This window comes from Novosphingobium sp. GV079, from assembly GCF_003058045.1.
GTDB lineage: Bacteria > Pseudomonadota > Alphaproteobacteria > Sphingomonadales > Sphingomonadaceae > Novosphingobium > Novosphingobium capsulatum.
In genome coordinates, this window is sequence record NZ_QBUE01000006.1 from 174,643 (window position 1) to 193,245 (window position 18,603).

General features: G+C 66.4%; 18 protein-coding genes. 3 read left to right on the plus strand and 15 right to left on the minus strand.

Annotation, left to right across the window (positions count from 1 at the left end; genetic code table 11):
• Positions 1-48: 48 nt before the first annotated feature.
• The 11 genes from C8K14_RS10545 to C8K14_RS10595 all read right to left on the minus strand — a co-directional run bounded on the left by C8K14_RS10545 (position 49) and on the right by C8K14_RS10595 (position 11,835).
• Positions 49-2,115 carry a TonB-dependent receptor gene (locus tag C8K14_RS10545; protein ID WP_199223716.1) on the minus strand — a complete coding sequence of 689 codons (2,067 nt, stop codon included), beginning with the start codon at positions 2,113-2,115 and terminating at the stop codon, positions 49-51.
• Positions 2,116-2,262: 147 nt separating this feature from the next.
• Positions 2,263-2,700: a carboxymuconolactone decarboxylase family protein gene (locus tag C8K14_RS10550; RefSeq protein WP_062785861.1), complete on the minus strand. Its 438-nt coding sequence runs from the start codon at positions 2,698-2,700 to the stop codon at positions 2,263-2,265.
• Between the two features lies 1 nt (position 2,701).
• Entirely contained in the window at positions 2,702-4,129 is a 1,428-nt protein-coding gene (locus tag C8K14_RS10555; RefSeq protein ID WP_107716630.1) for an NAD-dependent succinate-semialdehyde dehydrogenase, read from the minus strand.
• Between the two features lie 26 nt (positions 4,130-4,155).
• Positions 4,156-4,725: a cytochrome b gene (locus C8K14_RS10560; protein ID WP_107716631.1), complete on the minus strand. Its 570-nt coding sequence runs from the start codon at positions 4,723-4,725 to the stop codon at positions 4,156-4,158.
• Positions 4,726-4,751: 26 nt separating this feature from the next.
• Positions 4,752-5,540 carry an SDR family NAD(P)-dependent oxidoreductase gene (locus C8K14_RS10565; protein ID WP_107716632.1) on the minus strand — a complete coding sequence of 263 codons (789 nt, stop codon included), beginning with the start codon at positions 5,538-5,540 and terminating at the stop codon, positions 4,752-4,754.
• Entirely contained in the window at positions 5,537-7,141 is a 1,605-nt protein-coding gene (locus tag C8K14_RS10570; RefSeq protein ID WP_107716633.1) for an acetolactate synthase large subunit, read from the minus strand. The genes C8K14_RS10565 and C8K14_RS10570 overlap by 4 nt, the downstream gene beginning before the upstream one ends.
• A gap of 1 nt (position 7,142) precedes the next feature.
• The gene (locus C8K14_RS10575; RefSeq protein ID WP_054130428.1) at positions 7,143-8,075 is read right to left on the minus strand and encodes an alpha/beta fold hydrolase; all 933 of its coding nucleotides are present in this window, start codon (positions 8,073-8,075) and stop codon (positions 7,143-7,145) included.
• A 2-nt stretch (positions 8,076-8,077) separates the two neighbouring features.
• Positions 8,078-8,683 (minus strand): amino acid synthesis family protein, encoded by a 606-nt coding sequence (locus C8K14_RS10580; RefSeq protein WP_022678528.1) that lies wholly within the window; start codon positions 8,681-8,683, stop codon positions 8,078-8,080.
• Positions 8,684-8,745: 62 nt separating this feature from the next.
• On the minus strand, positions 8,746-9,225 hold the full coding sequence (locus C8K14_RS10585) for a VOC family protein (RefSeq protein ID WP_022678527.1): 480 nt from the start codon (positions 9,223-9,225) through the stop codon (positions 8,746-8,748).
• Positions 9,212-10,246 (minus strand): glycosyl hydrolase, encoded by a 1,035-nt coding sequence (locus C8K14_RS10590; RefSeq protein ID WP_062785871.1) that lies wholly within the window; start codon positions 10,244-10,246, stop codon positions 9,212-9,214. Before C8K14_RS10590 ends, C8K14_RS10585 begins: the two co-directional genes overlap by 14 nt.
• 62 nt (positions 10,247-10,308) lie before the next feature.
• Positions 10,309-11,835 (minus strand): aldehyde dehydrogenase, encoded by a 1,527-nt coding sequence (locus C8K14_RS10595; protein WP_054130430.1) that lies wholly within the window; start codon positions 11,833-11,835, stop codon positions 10,309-10,311.
• 209 nt (positions 11,836-12,044) lie between these two features.
• Between C8K14_RS10595 and C8K14_RS10600 the strand changes: the two genes are divergently transcribed.
• Complete coding sequence (locus C8K14_RS10600; protein WP_107716634.1) at positions 12,045-12,815, plus strand: 2-keto-4-pentenoate hydratase; 771 nt, start codon at positions 12,045-12,047, stop codon at positions 12,813-12,815.
• 34 nt (positions 12,816-12,849) lie between these two features.
• A complete protein-coding gene (locus C8K14_RS10605) occupies positions 12,850-13,653 on the plus strand; it encodes an SDR family NAD(P)-dependent oxidoreductase (RefSeq protein ID WP_107716635.1) in 804 nt (267 codons plus the stop codon).
• Positions 13,654-13,777: 124 nt separating this feature from the next.
• Here the strand turns inward: C8K14_RS10605 and C8K14_RS10610 are convergent, their stop codons facing one another.
• Both C8K14_RS10610 and C8K14_RS10615 read right to left on the minus strand, forming a co-directional pair.
• Positions 13,778-14,965 (minus strand): MFS transporter, encoded by a 1,188-nt coding sequence (locus tag C8K14_RS10610; protein WP_022678522.1) that lies wholly within the window; start codon positions 14,963-14,965, stop codon positions 13,778-13,780.
• A gap of 89 nt (positions 14,966-15,054) precedes the next feature.
• A complete protein-coding gene (locus C8K14_RS10615) occupies positions 15,055-16,419 on the minus strand; it encodes an aminotransferase (RefSeq protein WP_022678521.1) in 1,365 nt (454 codons plus the stop codon).
• A gap of 253 nt (positions 16,420-16,672) precedes the next feature.
• Between C8K14_RS10615 and C8K14_RS10620 the strand changes: the two genes are divergently transcribed.
• The gene (locus tag C8K14_RS10620) at positions 16,673-17,617 is read left to right on the plus strand and encodes a LysR family transcriptional regulator (RefSeq protein ID WP_231627483.1); all 945 of its coding nucleotides are present in this window, start codon (positions 16,673-16,675) and stop codon (positions 17,615-17,617) included.
• Between the two features lie 476 nt (positions 17,618-18,093).
• Here C8K14_RS10620 and C8K14_RS22635 read toward each other — a convergent pair whose 3' ends face one another.
• Positions 18,094-18,249, minus strand: a complete 156-nt coding sequence (locus C8K14_RS22635) for a hypothetical protein (protein WP_156306329.1) — start codon at positions 18,247-18,249, stop codon at positions 18,094-18,096.
• A gap of 78 nt (positions 18,250-18,327) precedes the next feature.
• Positions 18,328-18,603: a hypothetical protein gene (locus C8K14_RS10625; protein WP_022678519.1), complete on the minus strand. Its 276-nt coding sequence runs from the start codon at positions 18,601-18,603 to the stop codon at positions 18,328-18,330.

Consider the following 18,603-nt stretch of genomic DNA (forward strand, 5'->3'; position numbering starts at 1 on the left):
GGACGTTCGAAACCGTTGCAATACCGGAACAGAGCGCGCGCAACGCCGTCACAGCGTGGCCGAAAGCGTCATGCGCAGCGAACGCGGTTCCAGCGGATGGGCGTTGATTCCGGCCACGCCGGCGGCAGGCTCGCCGGGCAGCCGGCTGACGTAGTAATAGTCTGCCGCATCGTCGCGGCTGCCGAGCAGGTTATAGATATCGGCACGCAGGTTGACGCGCGGCGTCAGTTGATAGCCCGCCGAAAGGTTGATCTCGCCATAGCCAGGCGAGCTTTGGCTGTTGTCCTCGGTCAGCGGATGCGGGCCGAGCCGCCGCCACGTGAGCGCACCCGACCAAGGCCCGAGATTGTCGATCAGCATGCCAGCGGCACCGATAAATCCGGGCGCATCCTCGATAAAGCGGGTGGCCGGGGCGCCATCGCGATAGCGCGCATGGCTGAATGCGAGGTTGGAATTGAGTTCGAGCCAGGGCAGCGGGCGGTACTGGGCGCTCAGTTCCAGGCCGCGACGCCGGCTGGGCCGCCCCGCCTCGGTTTGCCCGGCATCGGCCGAATAGGTCAGTTCGGAGGCGAAATCGATCTGGAACACGGTGGCCGCAAGCGTTAGCTGGCGCATGAGATTGCTGCGCAACCCCGCCTCCATGCTGGTGGCGCCGACCAGCAGTGGTGGGCGCACCAGGCTCGTACTGCCATCGTCCGCGGTGACGAGGCCGGCGCGGCCATCGTTGGAATGAAAGCCGCGCCCCGCCGAGACGTAGAACTCGGTCCGCGCCCAAGGGCCGAGGATTATGCTGCCCTTGGGCTGCCACAGCGCGGCATGCTCATGCCCGCGCTCAGCACGCACCAGGTCGTGGTCGGCCACGTGGAAGCGATCGACGCGCAGGCCAAGCACGGTGCGCAGCCAAGAAAGCCATTGCGCCTTGTGTTCGGCATAAGCGCCAAGGCTTGCCTCCTCGACTTGGTCGTCGCGATCGGTGCTCAGCACCGCGCGGCGGCGGGTGTGCGCCAGATCGACGCGGATCGCATCAAAGCGTCCATCAATCCCGAGGGTCAGCGTCTGCTCGATCCCGCCGGTGGCAAAGCGGTGCGCCAGTGCCAGGCTGCCGCCCGCGATCCAGCGACGATCGTTCTGCGCGTGCTGGTCTCCGTTGACCGGGTCATCGAGGTAATGGGTGAAGTTGCTCCACAGCGTCAGATGCTGGCGCACGCCATAGATCTCGGCGGTGAGCTGGTCGGCACTGGACAAGGGCCGGGCATAGCGCAGCGACAGCGACATGCGCTGCGATATCCCCCCATCGCTGGGATCGAGCGAACCAAAGCGCCCAATCAAGCCCTGCTCCACCGCGCGCAGGGGCTGGTCGGTGGTGGCGTTCCAGCGCCCCGAATAGGCCATTGCCGTGGCTGACCACCCTTCCTCGACCGTGCCATGCGAGAGGCGCACCACCCCGTTGAAGCGGCGCAGGTTATCGGGGTTGTCCCATGGGCCATCGAGGTGGAAGTATTCCCCCGCCCCAAGCAGTGTGGTGCCCCCGCGCAGGGCCACCGATCCGCCCGCGAATACGCGGCGATCGCCGACCGTGCCGGCGGAGAGCGAGAGCGTGGGCGGCAAGCTGTCCACCAGGCTCAGCCGCGCTGATCCCACGGCGGCAAAGTCCCCGGCAGCGGCGAAATAGGGGCCCTTGGTAAAGGCGATGCCGCCAAACAGTTCGGGCATGAGGAAGTTGAGATCGGTATAACCCTGGCCGTGCGCGTGGGTGCGCTGGTTGACCGGCATGCCATCGACGAAGGTGGCAAAGTCAGTGCCATGGTCGAGGTTGAACCCGCGCAGGAGGTACTGGTTGGCCTTGCCCTCGCCGCTGTGCGAGGTGACAGACAAGCCGGGGATCGCCTCCAGGTACTGCCCGACGCGGTAGGCCGGCCGGCGTTGGATTTCCTGGCGGGTGATCGCGCCCTCACTCGATGTGGTGGCGGTGCCAAGCACATCCTGCGTCGAGGCGGTGACCACGATTTGCGGCGGTGCATCGGGCGAAGCGGCGGCAGGTTCGGCGGCGCGGACCGTGCCAGTGGCAAGCGCCAGTGCGCTGATGGCGGCAAGCATGATCGATGTGCGGCGCATGGCGCTTCCTCCCTCGTCTGTTCTTCGACAAAGGAGGAAGCGCAGCGGCCCGGCCCGCACAAGTTACGCGACGGTTGGTGCAGCGCCCCGCAACGGCTGCGCGCAACGGTTACCCAAGGTGCCGTTACACGGGGTCAAAAGCCGACCCTATTGCGCGGCAGCTGTGGTGGCCTCGGCGTCATATTCGGCGATGGCTTCGCGCGCGATACGGGTGGCATCGATGCCAGCGGGCACGCCGCAATAGACCGCCACCTGGAGCAGGGCCTCGCGGATCTCCTCGCGCGTCAGGCCGTTGCGCAGTGCCGCCTTGACGTGGAGCCGCAGCTCGTGCGGGCGATTGAGTGCGCTGATCATGCCGAGGTTGAGCAGGCTGCGCTCGCGGCGGGTAAGCCCTGGGCGCGACCAGGTCTCCCCCCAGCACCAGCGCGTCGATAATGCCTGCATCGGGCGTGAGAAATCGTCCGCGCCAGCCATGGCCTGCTCGACATAGGCCGCACCGAGCACTTCCTTGCGCAGCGCCAGACCGCGCACGAAGGCCGGATCGTCGGTGCCGTCGGCCAGAGGGTCGGGGGAGTCCGGCTCCATGTTACAGCCCGCCGACGAGGCAGTACTTGATGGACATGTAATCAGCGAGGCCGTGGCTCGATCCTTCGCGGCCGAAGCCTGATTCCTTCACCCCGCCGAACGGTGCCACCTCGCTCGAGATCAATCCGTCGTTCACCCCGACCATGCCGTATTCGAGGCCCTCCATCATGCGCCACTGGCGTGCAACATCGGCGGTATAGACATAGGCGGCAAGGCCGAACGGCGTATCGTTGGCGATGCGCAGCGCGTCAGCCTCGTCGGTGAAGCGGATGACCGGCGCTACCGGGCCGAATATTTCCTCGTGCGCGATGGCCATGGCCGGGGTCACCCCCGCCAGCACCACCGGACGATGAAAGGCACCGCGCGCAGGGCCATCGTGCCCGTGGCTGACCTCGCGCGCGCCCTCGCCCACTGCGGCCTCGACCAGCCCGGCTACGCGGGTGACCGCCTTGCCATCGATCAGGGAACCCATTGCGCCCGGCAGCGCCTGCCCATCGGCCACGCGCAAGGCATCGACCCGCGCGGTGAGCGCAGCGACAAAGGCATCGTGCACGCCATCCTGCACCAGGAAGCGGTTGGCACAGACGCAGGTCTGCCCGGCGTTGCGGAAGCGCGAGGCCATGGCACCGTCAACGGCACGCGCGATGTCGGCATCGTCAAATACTATAAAGGGCGCATTGCCGCCCAACTCGAGGCTGAGCCGCTTCACCTGGGCAGCAGCCTTGGCCATGATGACCTTGCCCACCTCGGTCGAGCCGGTGAAGCTGATCTTGCGCACCAGCGGATGGCTGCAGAACAGGTCCCCCGCCTCTGACGAACGCACCGCTGGTGCCACGCGAAACAGGTCGCGCGGCACCCCGGCGCGGTGGGCCAGCGCCTCCAGCGCGAGCGCGGACAGCGGTGTAGCCTCAGCCGGCTTGACCACGATCGAGCAGCCTGCTGCCAGTGCCGGCGCGACCTTGCGGGTTATCATCGCCAGCGGGAAGTTCCACGGGGTGATCGCCGCGCACGTCCCCACCGGCTGGCGCAGCGTCAGCACGCGTTTGCCCGGCGCAAAACTGGGGATCACCTCGCCATAGGCGCGACGCGCCTCTTCGGAGAACCATTCGATGTAACCCGCACCATAGCGCACCTCGCCACGCGACTCCTCGAGCGGCTTGCCGCTTTCAAGCGTCATCAACAGCGCCAGCGCCTCGGCGTTTTCCACCATCGCATTAAACCAGGCGCGCAACACGTCGCTGCGTTCCTTGGCGGTGCGCGCAGCCCAGGCATGGCGCGCGGCGTCAGCGGCCTCGACGATCGCGGTGAGTGCAGCCACGTCATAGCGGCGCACCGTGGCGACGATGCTGCCATCGGCCGGATTGGTCACGGCCAGGCCCGCCGCATCGAAGGCGTCGGGATGCAGCAGGTGGTGGACAGGGTTGGTCATGGCAGGATCTTTCGTTGAAGGGGCGATCACACCATCCGTGCGAGCACGTCGGTATCGCCGCCGCGATCGTGCAGCCGGTGCTTGAGCGCGCCAGCCACGTGAAGCACCACGAGCACGGCGAGCGTATAGGCACTCCACCCGTGCATCGTGTCGAACAGCGCGAAGGCCTTGTCGTTCTTGGGCAACAGCTCAGGTACCTGCCCCAGCCCGAAGAAGGGCACGCCGTCACTCTGGGTAAAGCTGGCCGACATCGCATAGCCCAGCAGCGGGGTCAGTAACGTCAGCACCATGATCGCACGGTGGACCAGATGCGAAAGCACCCGCTCCCAGGGTCTGAGCCCCACCGGCGGGTGCGGCAGGTGGCGGCGGTGCTGGTAGCGCAGGCCCAGGTGGACCAGCGCGAGCAGCCAGACCAGGACGCCGAACTGCTTGTGATTGGGATAGAACACCGCGAACTTGGCCGTCGCCTCGTCAGGCAGGCCGGTCATGAACCAGCCCGACCAGATCATGCCGATGATCAATACGGCGCGCAGCCAGTGCAGCAGGCGCATCGACAGCGGATAGCGGGTACGCGCCCCGCCGGTTTCATCGTGCATCGCCCTCTCCTTGCCCGCACGCGCGCTCACAGGAAGATGCCGCGCGAATAGCCGCCATCGATGGTCAGCGACTGGCCGGTAATGGTCGGCCGCGCGGCAACCGCCAGCATCGCCACCAGCGCGCCGACATCATCGGGCGTCAGGATCGTGCGCGTGGGTATGTCGGCAACGAAGCGCGCCTCGATCGCGGCGGGCGTGGTGTTTTCGGTGTGGGCCATTTCGGCAAACAGCTCGGCCAGGTGCGGCGTGCGGACAATGCCGGGGTGCACCGCATTGACGGTGATACCGGCCGGGCCAAGCTCGTCGGACAAGACCTTGGTCAGGTGCGAGACCGCCGCGTTGCGCAGGCCGCTCAAGGTGTCGCTCGACCGGCCGGTCAGCCCGCCGATATTGACGATATGGCCCCGCCCCTGCCGCTTCATGGCTGGCACGACCGCCTGAGCATAGCGGAGATAGCCGCCCACCTTGACGTCAAGATCGGCAATCAGCGCGGCCACATCGACGGTCTCGATCGCCCCACCGATCGGGGTGGAACTGGCGGCGGCATTGACCAGCACATCGATCCGACCATGCCGTGCAAGGACGGCGGCGGCGAGGCCTTCGATGGAGGCCGGATCGCGCGCGTCCGACGCAAGTGCGAGGCAATCGCCACCGATCGCTTCGGCCGCAGCCGCAAGCCGCCCCGCATCGCGCGCCGTAATGACCACGGCAAACCCGGCGCCCTGCAGGCCGCGCACGATCCCCGGTGCCATTCCGCCGCTGCCGCCGGTGACAATCGCCACGGGCGGCCCGGAACTCACTGCCTCAGCGCTCATGGCAACTCAGCCTGGATCAGCATCGGCCCGTCGAGCGCGAGCCCCTGCGCCAGTGCCTCGGCCAGTTCGCCGCAGGTGGTGACGCGCACCGCCTCCACGCCATAGCCACGCGCCAGCGAAACCCAATCCACCTTCGGCTTGTCCAGCAGCGTCAGCGCCTCGATCATGGCATCGCCCAGCGGCGCGTTGGCGCGCACCAGTTCGGTCTGGAGAATGGCGTAGCGGTGGTTGGCCGCGAGGATCACCGTCACCGGCAGCTTCTCGCGCGCCATCGTCCACAAGGCCTGGAGCGTATATTGTGCGCTACCGTCCGACTGGAGCGAAACCACGCGCGCTTCTGGCGCAGCGAGCGCCGCCCCCACCGCACAGGGCAGCCCCTGGCCGATCGCGCCGCCCGTGTTGGTCATCACACGATGCCGGCACGCACGATGCGCATTGCGCAGCCAGGGCCCACCCAAGGTCGAGCCCTCGAGCGAGATGATCGCATGTTCGGGCAGTTGCACCAGCAATTCCTCGACCACGCCCGCCGGCGTCAGCGCAGCAGTGGGGTCATTGGCACTGGCAGTGGCCGGCGTGAACGGCTGGGCGCCAGCCGGACCCGTTACGCCGAGCGCCGAACCCAGGCGCACCAGCGCGTCGATCGCATCGTGCTCCGGCCCAGCCAGGCGCACCAGACTGGCCTCTGCAACCAGCTGGCTGGGCCAGCCCTCGTAGCCGAAATAGCTGATCGGCATGCGCGCGCCGGCCAGCACGACGCGGGCCGTGCCCATTTGCGCGATCACGTCGTCGGGGAAATAGGCCTGCCGCTCTACCGCAGGCAGATCACCGCCCAAGGTCACGATGCCCGGATAGGGTTCCATCAGCAGGCGGCCGCCAAGCCGCGCGGCGAGTGCGGCACCTGCGCGCACGCCCGCCTCGGTCAAGGCATTCCCGCCCAGCAGCACGATGGCGCCCTGATCGCTTTCCAGTGCGGCAGCGGCGGCGGCAACCGCCGCGTCATCTACCCGCGCGCCCTGCCATGGGGCAACCGTGGCGCTGCCAGGCAGCGCATCCTGGTGTTCCTCGCGCGCGTCGATCACGTCGGTCGGCACGATCAGCGTCGCCGCACCGCCCTCGGCCACCCGCGTCGCGGCAAAGGCAGTGGCGACATCGTGCGCGATGGCACCAGGCTCGGCCATGCGGATCACCTGGCGCGAGACCGGCGATGCCAGCGATGTGATGTCCGAGGTCAGCGGCGCGTCATAAGGCAGGTGCCAGGTGGCATGATCACCGATGATGTTGACGATGCGCGAACCGGCACGCCGGGCGTTGTGCAGGTTGGCGATGCCGTTGGCAAATCCGGGGCCAAGATGCAGCAGCGTTAGCGGCACCTGCCCCGATACGCGCGCATAGCCGTCCGCCGCGCCGGTGCACACGCCCTCGAACAGGCTGAGTACCGGGCGGATGCCACCATGGCGGGCCAGCGCGGTGACCATGGTCATCTCGGTGGTGCCGGGATTGGCAAAGCAGATACGCGCACCGCCAGCGTGGAGCGCGTCGAACAGTGTATCCGCCCCCGTGCGGATCACCGCATCGTCGGATAGTGCAGGTGCGGCAGGCATGTCATTGGCCATCATCGTGGTCCTCGTGCGCGCGCACCGTAACGCCGGCGAGGAAACCCTCGACCAGGCGACGGAACGCCTCGGGGGCATCGTCGTGGACGTAGTGCGAGGCACCGTCCACGCTGGCATGGGCCAGATGCGAGTTTTGCGCTTCGAGCCGGCGCACCGCCTCAAGGCTGCAAAAGTCTGAACGTCCGCCGCGGATCACCAGCGTGGGCACGCGGATCGCGGCGATCACCGGCCAAAGGTCGATCACGCGTGCGGGATCGGGCGCAATGCGCGTGGCGGCGATGCCTTCGGCATCATAACGCCAGCGCACCCCACCTGCCGGGTCGGCAGTCATGCTTTCCCACAACCGTTCCTCGATCGCCGCCTCGCCCACGTTTGGCCGTAGCCGGCGCCAATAGGCGCGCGCCTCGGCCCAGTCGGCAAAGCGCACGGGCAGTGCCTTCATTTCCGCGACGATGCGCTCGAATCCGGCACCACCGACAGACGAGCCGGCGGTAATGTCTTCGACCACCAGCGCGTGAAGGCGTGCCGGGTGCCGCGCGGCATAGGCATAGGCGGTAGTGCCGCCCATCGAATGCCCGACTAGCACGAAACGATCGAGACCGGCTTCGGCCACGACCGCCTCGAGATCGGCGAGGTAGGCATCGGTGTAATAGTTGCGGCCCTCGTCCCAGTCGCTTTCACCACGCCCGCGCGCGTCGAAAGCGATCAGGCGATAGCGGTCAGCCAGAGCCGCGGCGAGCGGGCGCCAGGTCCCCGAATAGCCGCGCAGACCGTGCAGCAGCACGATCGCGGGGGCCTGCGCATCGCCCCATTCGCGCACGCACAGCGACACGCCACCGCGCGCGACGCGCCGGATGCGCTCGCCAGGCAGCAGCGCCACCGGCGCGGGCGGCGCATCGTCCAGGATGAGATCCGCCGTCATGGTCAGGTCAGCCCGTTGCCTTCGGCGTCTTCGGCACGCAGCCCGCCGAGCCGCGCGTTGAGGCGGCCGCGCGTGGCGAAGACCCAGCACACGATCACTTCGTCACGGTTGGGCGCATCGTCGAACGAGACGCTCATCGTGTCGTAGTGCGAACGCACATAGAGCGCGTCCTTGTGGCCGAACGGTACGTCAAGAATGGTTCCGGGCACCCCACGCTTGCCGGTAGAGGGCACCCACGAGGCCCCGCCGCCCAGCGCATCGCGGATCGGGTTCGCCGCCGGATTGGTGAGCAGCGCGTTGCCGTGCTCGTATTCGCCATCGATACCCACGAGGATCGCCTTGCCATAGCTTTCGATCGGCGCCCCGCCGGTCAGCGCATTGATACGCCGCCCGAATTCCACGCCGAGCACCGGGGAAGCCTCGATCCACGCCGAGAGATCCTCGACATAGTTGCCGGCATAGGGGTTCTTGATGCATGCGCCGATCATGTACTTGATCAGCGGCGCACCGTCGGCGGCGGCACCAGTCTCACCTGCAAGGATTTCCTCGACCTGGGTGAACCACTTGCGAATGTGGAAGGCGCCAAAGTTGGCGGCGTATCTGGTCATGACAACTCCCCTGGATTTTTGTGTCTGCGGGCATCGCCCGGTTCAGGTTTCGGCCGGTGCGGTCACAGTGTGATCGGGTTCGCCTGGCCTTCGTTACGGTTGAGCTCGGCCTGCGACGCGCCGCCCTCGAGCGGGACGTTCTGGCAAAACACCTCGAGCATGTGGCCATCGGGATCGTAGAAATAGATGCCCACCGAAACGCCATGATCGAGGATTTCGGCAATCTCGACGCCGCGCTCGCGGAAGAAGGCGTAGTTGGCGCGCAGGTCTTCCATGTTGCACCCGGCCATGGCCAGGCCGATGTGCTCGAACTCGCGGCCCTTGGCCTCCTTGCCGATGGCGGTATCGGCCGCCGCCGGGAACAGCGCGATGTCGTGATCGCTCAGGCCAAAGCTGAGGAACACCCCACCCTTGTACGGCCCATCGCCGGCGCGCGCCGTGATCTTCATGTTGAGGATCTCGGCATACCAGCGGGCAGAGGCCTCGGGATCCTTTACGAACAAAACGATATGCGCGATCCGCGCGACGTTAATGGGTGACATGCGGCAACCCCAGGTCGGAGGGAACGGACGGCAGCCAGGCGAGGCCGGTAATCTCGTTGAACTCGCGCCATTCCTTGGCCCAGGTGCGGCCGCCGTCAACGCTGCGGTAGAGATAGCCGAACTTGCTCGCGGCGAGTTGGAAATCGGGATCGCTGGGATGGGAGCCAAACGCCCACATGCACGAGTTCGACGGATGATCGAGCGCGGCCCTGGTCCAGGTTTCGCCGGCATCGTCAGACAGCAGGATCGCCGCCGTCGTGCCCGGGGTGCCATCGCCGATTCCCACGGCCAGTTGGCGGTTGCTGCCTGGACGGCGCAACAGCACACGCGAATAGCGCAGGCCCCAGGTCTCCTTGGCCGGCTGACGCGTCCAGGTCTGGCCACCGTCGGTCGAGCGGTAGAGGGCGATGACGGTCAGCGCGAGGTGGACGGTGCTGCCGTCGTCCTGCGGCAGGATCATGATGTCGTGCAGGTCTGAGTTGCCACCGAATTCGGACCACGTGCTATCGATGCGCGTCCAGCTGTCGCCGCCGTCGCGACTGCGATAGAGGCCACCTTCCTCGATACCCGCCCAGACGTCGTCGGCATCGCGCGGATCGACCGCCAGCGCCAGCATGCGTGGGCGGTTAACCCCGGCGCAGAACTCGGGCATTTCCAGGCTGGTGCGCTCCCAGGTCTGCCCGCCATCGCGCGAACGGAAGAAGATCGCCAGCGACGGAGCGCCGGTGCCGGCATACATCACCAGTGGATTGCTCTCGCTGACCACCAGCTTCCACACGGCAAGACCGTTGAGCGCGCAGTCGATGCGGCTCCAGTGCACGCCGCAGTCGGCGCTGTAGAACAGCCCCTTTTCCGCTCCGGCAAAAATACCGTCGGGATTGCGCGGGTCGACCAAGAGACAGCGTACGCGATCGTCGTATTCCAGATCCTGGCCAATGTTGATGCGATACCACGACTTGCCGTTGTCGTGGCTGCGCATGACGGCCTGGCCGTCGGTGCTCACGATGAGAGTCTTGCCCATGGTCGGTTCCCTGATTGAAGACGTGAAATTGACGCAGCGCGCGGGTGGAGCTGAACCTCTGCTCAGCTGAGGTTGACCCACACGCTCTTGGTCTCGCTGTAGAGTTCCATAGCCTGGCGCCCGTGCTCGCGGCCCCAGCCCGACTGCTTGAAGCCGCCGAACGGGGTGGCGTTATCGACCATGTTGAAGCAGTTGACCCAGACAGTGCCGGCCTTGACGGCCGCGGCAAGGCGGTGGCCCTGGCGGATGTCGTTGGTCCAGATGCCCGCCGAAAGGCCGAAGTCGGAATCGTTGGCCTGTGCCACCAGGTCGTCGGCATCGCTCCATGACAGCGCGCTCAGCACCGGGCCGAAGATTTCCTCGCGCACCACGCGCATGTCGCGCCCGGCGCCGCGCAGGATTGTCGGTTCGAAGAAGAAGCCCTCGCCATGGGCCGCAGGCCGGCCGCCGCCGATCATCACCTCGGCGCCCTCTGCCTGGCCGATTTCGACATAGGAGGCCACGCGGTCCCACTGCTCCTGCGAGACCAGCGGCCCAAAGTTCACGCCCGCATCAAGACCGTTACCGATCGTCAGCTTGGCTGCCTCGGCGGCGACGCGATCGAGCAGTTCGTCGTGGATCGCGGCGTGGGCATAGAGGCGCGAGCCGGCAGTACAGGTCTGGCCCTGGTTGAAGAAGATGCCCGCCGCGATTGAGGCTGCGGCGGCGCCGAGATCGGCATCGGGCAACACGATCTGCGGCGACTTGCCGCCCAGTTCAAGGCTGACCTTCTTGAGATTGCCGGTGGCGCCGCGCACGATCGCCTTGCCCACCTCAGTCGATCCGGTGAAGGCCACCTTGTCCACGCCGGGATGCGCGACCAGCGCCGCACCGGCTTCGCCAAAGCCGGTGATGACGTTGAACACGCCCGCCGGAATGCCCGCTTCGAGCGCCAGCTCGGCCAGGCGCAGTGCGGTTAGTGGCGTCTGCTCGGCGGGCTTGAGGATGACGGTGCAGCCCGCCGCAAGCGCGGGCGCCACCTTCCATGCCGCCATCGACATCGGATAGTTCCACGGCACGATCAGACCGCACACGCCGACCGGCTCGCGCGTGGTGTAATTGAGGATGCGCGCCCCGCTGCGCGGCGAAACCGGCAGCGTCTCTCCGCCGAACTTGGTGGTCCAACCCGCAAAATAGCGGAACGTCTTGATCGAACCCTCGATCTCGACCCAGCGCGTCAACGAGGCGGGCTTGCCGTTGTCGATGCATTCCAGCACCGCCAGTTCGTCGGCTTCGCGCTCGATCAGGTCGGCCAGGCGATAGAGCAACTGCCCGCGATCGTAGGCGCTCATCGCCGCCCACGCAGGATTGACCAGCGCGCGGCGCGCCGCCGCGACAGCGACATCGACGTCCGCCGCCCCGCCCTCGGCAACCTGGCAGATCGTCTGGCCTGTCGCCGGATTCTCGGTGGCAAAGGTCTTGCCGGAAAGCGCAGGCACTGCCCGCCCATCGATGATGAGGCCGCGCGGAGCGGGCGCGAGGGCGGCGGCCAGGCGGTCTGCCGTCTGGCGTGCGGTCTCGGCGATGGGGGCGGTGGGCTGGCTGGACATGATACTCCCCTCGGTCTCGCCTCTCGCGGCGATAGTGTGATGCAGCAGACCCGCGGCGGCGTGGTGACCAACCAGGCGAATCCGGCTTGGACGTGAGCTAACCCAACTTCATTGCGTAAACAATACTAGATTTTCAAAGTTTGTTGTTGCATATGCGCGACAATGAAGCGGCGGCGGCAAAACGAGTCCGACCGCCCCGGGAGAACTCCATGCCGATAGGCGACCTTTCGCTGGCGCAGGCCCTGCTTGCCGCGCGCCGCTCCACCAGCCCTGCCGCAGTGCCTACCGATGACGTGCCGGTGGCCCAGGCCTATGCCGCGCAGCGCGCCGTCCATGTGGCGCTGACGCTGCCGGTGATGGTGTGGAAGCTGGGGCTGACCAGCGAGGGTGCCCGCATGGCCCATGGCGCACACGAACCGGCAGTGGGCCGGCTGCGCGCCAGCGACATCTTCTGCAACCACGGCACCATCGATTTTTGCGGCGACGAGATGTTCGCCGAGGCCGAGCTGGTATTCGAACTGGGCGAGGATTTGCCCCCGCGCGCAAAGGCCTACACGCGCGCCGAGGTTGCCGCCGCGCTCAAGGGCGTGTGGGCCGGCATCGAGATCGTGCGCACCCGCTTCGAACACAGTGACCTGCCGCTCGGCCTGCTGATAGCAGACAACGTCATGGGCTATGGCCTGATACTGGGCGATCGTCTCGCGCCGGGCTGGGAAGCGCGCTTTGCCGCCATGCCGGTTACGCTCACGATCGACGCGGATGCACCGGTGGCGGGATCGACCGATCGCGTCATGGGCGATCCGCTCGATGCGCTGGTTTGGCTCGCCAACTGGCTCTGTGCCCATGGCGAGGGCGGGCTGCGCGCCGAGCAACTCGTGGCGGCCGGTAGCTGTACCGGGGTCACGGAAATCCATCGTGGCGACACGATCGTCGCCGCATTCGACCAAGCCGGGATCGCCAGGGTGGTCTTGTCCGCCTGATCCCATCATCATGCATTTCACGAGGAGATCGAACATGAACCTGGAACTGGGCCTTGCGGGCAAGGTCGCCGTCATCACCGGCGGCGGCGTGGGTATCGGCAAGGAAACCGCGCGTAAGCTGGCGCTGGCCGGCGCCAAAGTGGTGATCGCGGCGCGTACTGCCACCAAGCTCGAAGCGGCCGCAGCCGAACTGCGCGAATCGACCGGCGGCGAGATCATTGCCGTGCGCACCGACACAACCTCGTGGGAGTCGGTCCAGGCACTCGTCGCGGCCGCCGTGGCGCGCTTTGGCGGTGTGCATATCCTCGTCAACTGCGCCGCAGCACCAGGCGGCTTGGTGCGCAACGCGATCGAGCTGGCCGACGAGGACGCGCTGATGCTTGATCTCAACACCAAGCTGTTCGGCTATTTCCGGGCGGCAAAAGCCTGCGTGCCACATATGCGCAAGGCCGGGTGGGGCCGCATCGTCAACGTCGGCGGTCTGACGGCGCGCTGCACCGAGGCGCTGTCGGGCATGCGCAACACGGCGCTGGTCCACTTCACCAAGACGCTCTCTGACGAGGTGGGACGCGACGGCATCACCGTCAACATCATCCATCCGGGCGTTACCCGCACCGAACATATCGAGGAATGGTTTGCCGAGATGGCGGCCGAGGAAGGCACCACGTTCGAGGCCATCGTCGAGCGCGAGGCCGCCGGCCCCGCTGCGTTAAAGCGTATGCTCGAAGTAGCCGAAGTGGCCGACCCGATCGTGTTCCTGTGCTCGCAATTGGGCAGCGGCATCACCGGCGAATCGATCGCGGTGGACGGCGGCCTATCGCGCGCGGTGTTCCTCTGATGCAGCAGCGATAAGGATGCGGGGTGCGGCCTGTCGCCGCACCCCCACCCAGCTTCACTCGATTACGCCGCCGAAATAAAGCCGCGCGGCCGAGCCGCCGATTGCCCAGCAGGCCCATAGCTCATCAAGCAGGGCGCCGCCGCCGCTCAGCGCGAATGGTCAGCACGGTAACGGCAATGCTCGCCGCCAGAATCGCGCTGTTGGCATAGATCATCGGTGCGAACGAGCCGCTGGCCAGCGTGGCGGCGGCCGCTGCAGGGCCAAGGCCAGTGCCGAATGTCTGGATAGAGCCCATTGCGCATACCACCCGCCCGCGCAGGCACGCCTCGGCACAGATGCCCGACAGCAATGGCTGCGCAAAGTTCCAGCAGAACTGCAACAGTACGACTGCCACCACGAAGCCGGTCGCCTCGACCCGCCCGTCAAACATCAGGAAGCTGATGACACCCGCCGCGCCACTCAGCAGCAACGGCCACACCCGGCCCCACCGGCGCGGCAGCATGCCGGCAAGTGCAGCGCCGGCAACGCCCGCCATCGTGCCGATCGAAAGACCAGTGGCGATCACTCCAGGCGCAATGGCGTGGGCCATGCCGATCCGCTCGGAATAGCTCCACATCGCCCCCAGCGCGAAGAAGAACAGAAAGACCCCAAGCAGGGCCCCGCTCGCCAGCCGCATGTCGAGCCGGCCGGCCCCGGCAAAGATGTCGGTTTCGTCGATGCTGCCTTCGGGGAACCAGCGTACGCCCAACGCCACTGGCACCACGACCAGCGCATTGGCGAGGAACAACGTCGCGGGTGAGACCGCCGCCTGCAGGGCGGGCAGGCTGTAGAGCAGCGCCGAGCTGCACAGCGCGCCAACCACGAGATAGATCGAGAATGCGCGGTCCGGGTTGGCGGCGCGGCCAAGCGCGGCAAAGGCAAAGCCCACCGCAATCCCCTCGCCCGCTCCCGCCACCACACGCGCTGCGGCCATCGCGGCAAAGCCCGTGGCCAGCGCGGTCAGGATATTGCCGGCGATCACCAGCGCCAGGCCGATGCTCACGGCAAGGCGCCAAGGCACCCGCGCCAAAAGGAACGTGCTGAGGCCGATGGTCACGCCCATCGCGTTGATATCGAACGCAGCGAGATAGCCGAGCTGGTCGTTGTCGAACCCGGTCTTTTGCGCGATTACCGCCAGAAAGCCGGGCGTCACGAAAATCACGAAGGCGCCGATCAGCCCGACCAGCACCGCGCTGATCTGCCCCGCCGGGGTCAACCGGCGCGTGCCGCGTTCGGCCTGCGCCATACCCTCGATTGCGGTGTTGAATTCCATCTGCCCCTCCCTGGACGACGTGGAACCGCGCCGCGAGCGGCAATGCATCAAACCATGCACCACCGCCCGCGCCGGGTTGGTCTTTGGGTTCAGCCGGGCAACACGTCCTCCACCGCAGCACCGAAGCGATCGACGATAGCATCGGCATCGGCGCGGGTGATCACCAATGGCGGGGCAAAGACCAGGGTATCACCCAGCGCGCGGGTGATCAGCCCGCGATTGGCTGCAGCCTTGAGCACCTGGCGACCGGTGCGGTTGGCCATGGGCAGCGCTTCCTTGGTGCCGCGATCGTGCACCAGTTCGATTCCCAGCATCAGTCCCTTGCCGCGAATATCGCCAACATGGGCGTGCTGACCAAGCCGGTCGCGCAACGCCTGGAGCATGTAGGGCCCGACGTCGGCGACGTTGTCCACGACCTTGAGCTCATCGATCAGCTTGAGCGCGGCAAGCGCGGCGGCCGCGCCGACCGGGTGCGCCGAATAGGTATAGCCGTGGCCGAAAAGCCCGGCCTTGCCTGCCTCGCTCTCGATCACGTCCCAGACCTTTGGCGAGATGTAGCAGACTGACATCGGAAAGTAGCCCGAGGTCACACCCTTGGCCGAGGTGATGAGGTCGGGCTCGTAGCCATAGGTCTGGCTGCCCCAGTAGGTGCCGAGACGACCAAAGCCAGATACCACTTCGTCGGCGACGAGCAGGATGTCGTGCTTCTTGAGGATAGGGCAGATCGCCTCGAAATAGCCCTCGGGCGGCGGGATCAACCCACCAGCGCCCATCACCGCCTCGGCAAAGAATGCGGCAATGGTGTCGGCGCCTTCACGCTCGATCAGATCCTCGAGTTCCTGGGCAAGCTGCTGCGAGAACGCGCGCTCGGTCATGCCCTCGGGCGCCTTGCGATAGTAGTAGGGCGCGCTGACGTGCAGGATCGGGCCCTTGGGCAGGTCAAACAGCGTGTGCATGCCCGGCAGCCCGGTGAGACTGGCCGTGGCCACACCGGAACCGTGGTAGGCGTTCCAGCGCGCGATGATCTTCTTCTTCTCGGGCTTGCCGCGCAGGTTGTTGTAATACCACACGAGCTTGAGCTGGGTTTCGTTGGCATCGCTGCCCGAGGCACCGAAGAACACCCGCGACATCGGCACCGGCGCGCGTTGCAGCAGGGCCTCGGCACATTCGGCGACGACGTCGCTGCTCATGCCGTTGAACGTGTGGAAGAATGACAGGCGCTCGCTCTGCCGGGCGATCGCCTCGGTGATCTCGCGGCGCCCATAGCCCAGGTTGACGCACCACAGGCCGGCCATCCCGTCGATGTATTCGCGTCCGTCAACGTCACGCACGTGGATGCCGGAACCACTTTCCATGACCGTGGGCCCTTCGGCCATAAGATCGGTGATCGCGGTGAACGGGTGGAATTGGCTGCGCTGGTCGCGCAGGGCCGCTTGGGAAAGCTGGCTGACCATCGAATTTCTCCCTTGTCTGCGTCTTGCGCGGTCCGCGCCGCGAATCAAGCGCCCATATGGCGTAGCACGTCCTCGCCGAAAGGCTTCATAAACGCAACAGTAATACTGAATTTGAGATATCTTTTCCGTTTAAACAACAATTGCCCGCAGCAGGTGCAGACAGGCCGCACCGGGATCGCTATGGTGGGCCAACGTGCCCGTGACGGTGACGGGATACATTGACACGGGCACGCGTGTGGCAGAGGGAGCAGGCATGGACGACAGACCCGATCTTGGAAACGTGATGGCGATGATGTCGTTCGCCGCGGTGGTCAGCACGGGGGGCTTTTCCAGCGCTGCCACGATGCTGGGGTATTCCAAGGCCGCAGTCAGCCGCCAGATTGCCAAGCTTGAGCAGAGCATCGGCGTGCGCCTGCTCGACCGCACCACACGCTCGGTGACACTGACACCGGCGGGACGCGAGATGTATGCGCGCTGCGCCCGCATCGTCGAGGAAGTCAACGAAGCCAACCAGGTGATGACCGGGATGCTCTCCAAGCCGCGTGGCGAGCTCAAGGTCAACGCACCGGTGGTATCCTCGCTGTTCGATCTCACCACGATCCTGCCGCGCTTCCTCCAGACCTATCCTGACGTGCGGCTGTTCGTGAACCTGTCGGACAGCAAGGTGGACCTGCTCAAGGGCCGCTTCGACGTGGTGTTCTGGATGGGTGACACCTTTGATTCCAGCCTGGAATCGGTGCAGTTGCGCAGCTATCCCATGGCACTCGTCGCCGCGCGCTCGTACCTCGACCGCGCCGGGCGCCCCTCGGCCGCCAACGACCTCAAGGTGCACACCTGCATCGTCGAAACGCATATCTCCAAGGTTGGCGAGTGGCGCCTGTCGGAAGACACCACCGTTGCCGTCAACCGCGGACCGCTCACCAGCAACTCGGTACGAATGGCACGCGAGGCCACGCTCGAGGGCCTGGGCATCAGCTACCTGCCGCGCTTCCTCGTCGAGGACGACATCGCCGCCCGCCGCCTCGAGGTCTTGCTGCCCGACCTCGTGAACGAGCGGATTCCACTGCATGTGGTATTCCCACGCGGCAACTACGCGTTGTCCAAGGTGCGCGCTTTCGTCGATTTCGTGCGCGCAGAGATGGCCGATCAGGAAGAGGGCGCCGCCGCGCCGATGTTGGGGCTGGCGACTGCGATCTGATCACCGCGCCGATCGGCGGCCGCGAGGAAGACACCACCCTATCGCAGGCCGAGCGACTGCGGACAAAGCGGCCCGATCTGGCGTATCTGCGTTTCCGCCAGCGCATGGAGTTCAGTGCGGCAACAGCTCCTCGCTCCGCCAGGGCATTGAGCGATCATCGTTTCGCAATTGCGTCGAGGGAGCCATTTGGTGAAGGCCGTGACCTGCCCCGCCAAAAGTCCCTCGTGCGCAAGGCAAAGTGCGACGCCACGGAGGTTTCCGATGTCCGTCGGTTAGGCAATTGCAGGACGAGAACGGAAAGCTGAAGTGGCCTCTGGCTGATACCACGTTACACAACGCGGTCCTGGATGACCTGCTGAGAAAAGGCTGACGACACTAGGCCAGCACTTTCGAGCGAATTGTCCCGTCGCGTTCGGCTTCCTGCAAGCGCGCTATCGGGGACGGCTATGGAAAGCGAGGACCGCGCTTGAATCGTATCAAGCAAAATCAGGGAACGCTGGCGGAGCGGCGAGCGGACGCCCCTGCGCATCGAGCTTGCGCGGAAACCGCGCGAGATCGGCCCTGACCCAGACCGGCGTATAACCCGGCCCGCCGTTCTTGAACGCGCCGAACCACAGCAGCACCAGGCGCACGCGGTGCTGGCGCGCCTGGGCCAGCAGCGTATCGACAAAGGCGAAATCGAACTGCCCCTCGCGCGGCTCGGCCCGGGCTCAGGCCACCGGCATTTCCAGGGTGTTGGCGCCCAATTGCTCCACCGTCTGCCACACTTGCGGCAAGACGCTGGCATGGTTGGAGGAATTGTTGGCCTGCGCCCCCAGCACAAGGAACGGCGCGCCGTCGACGAACAGCGCCGGGCGGCCATGCGGCGCCGCGATCCGTGGCAAGGCGGGCGCTTGCCGGCCGGGCGGCTGGGCCCTGATCGTCTGGGCACTGGCCGCTGTGGTGAGCAGCAGCGCCAAGGCGCTAAGGCAAGTGCGGGCGCGCAT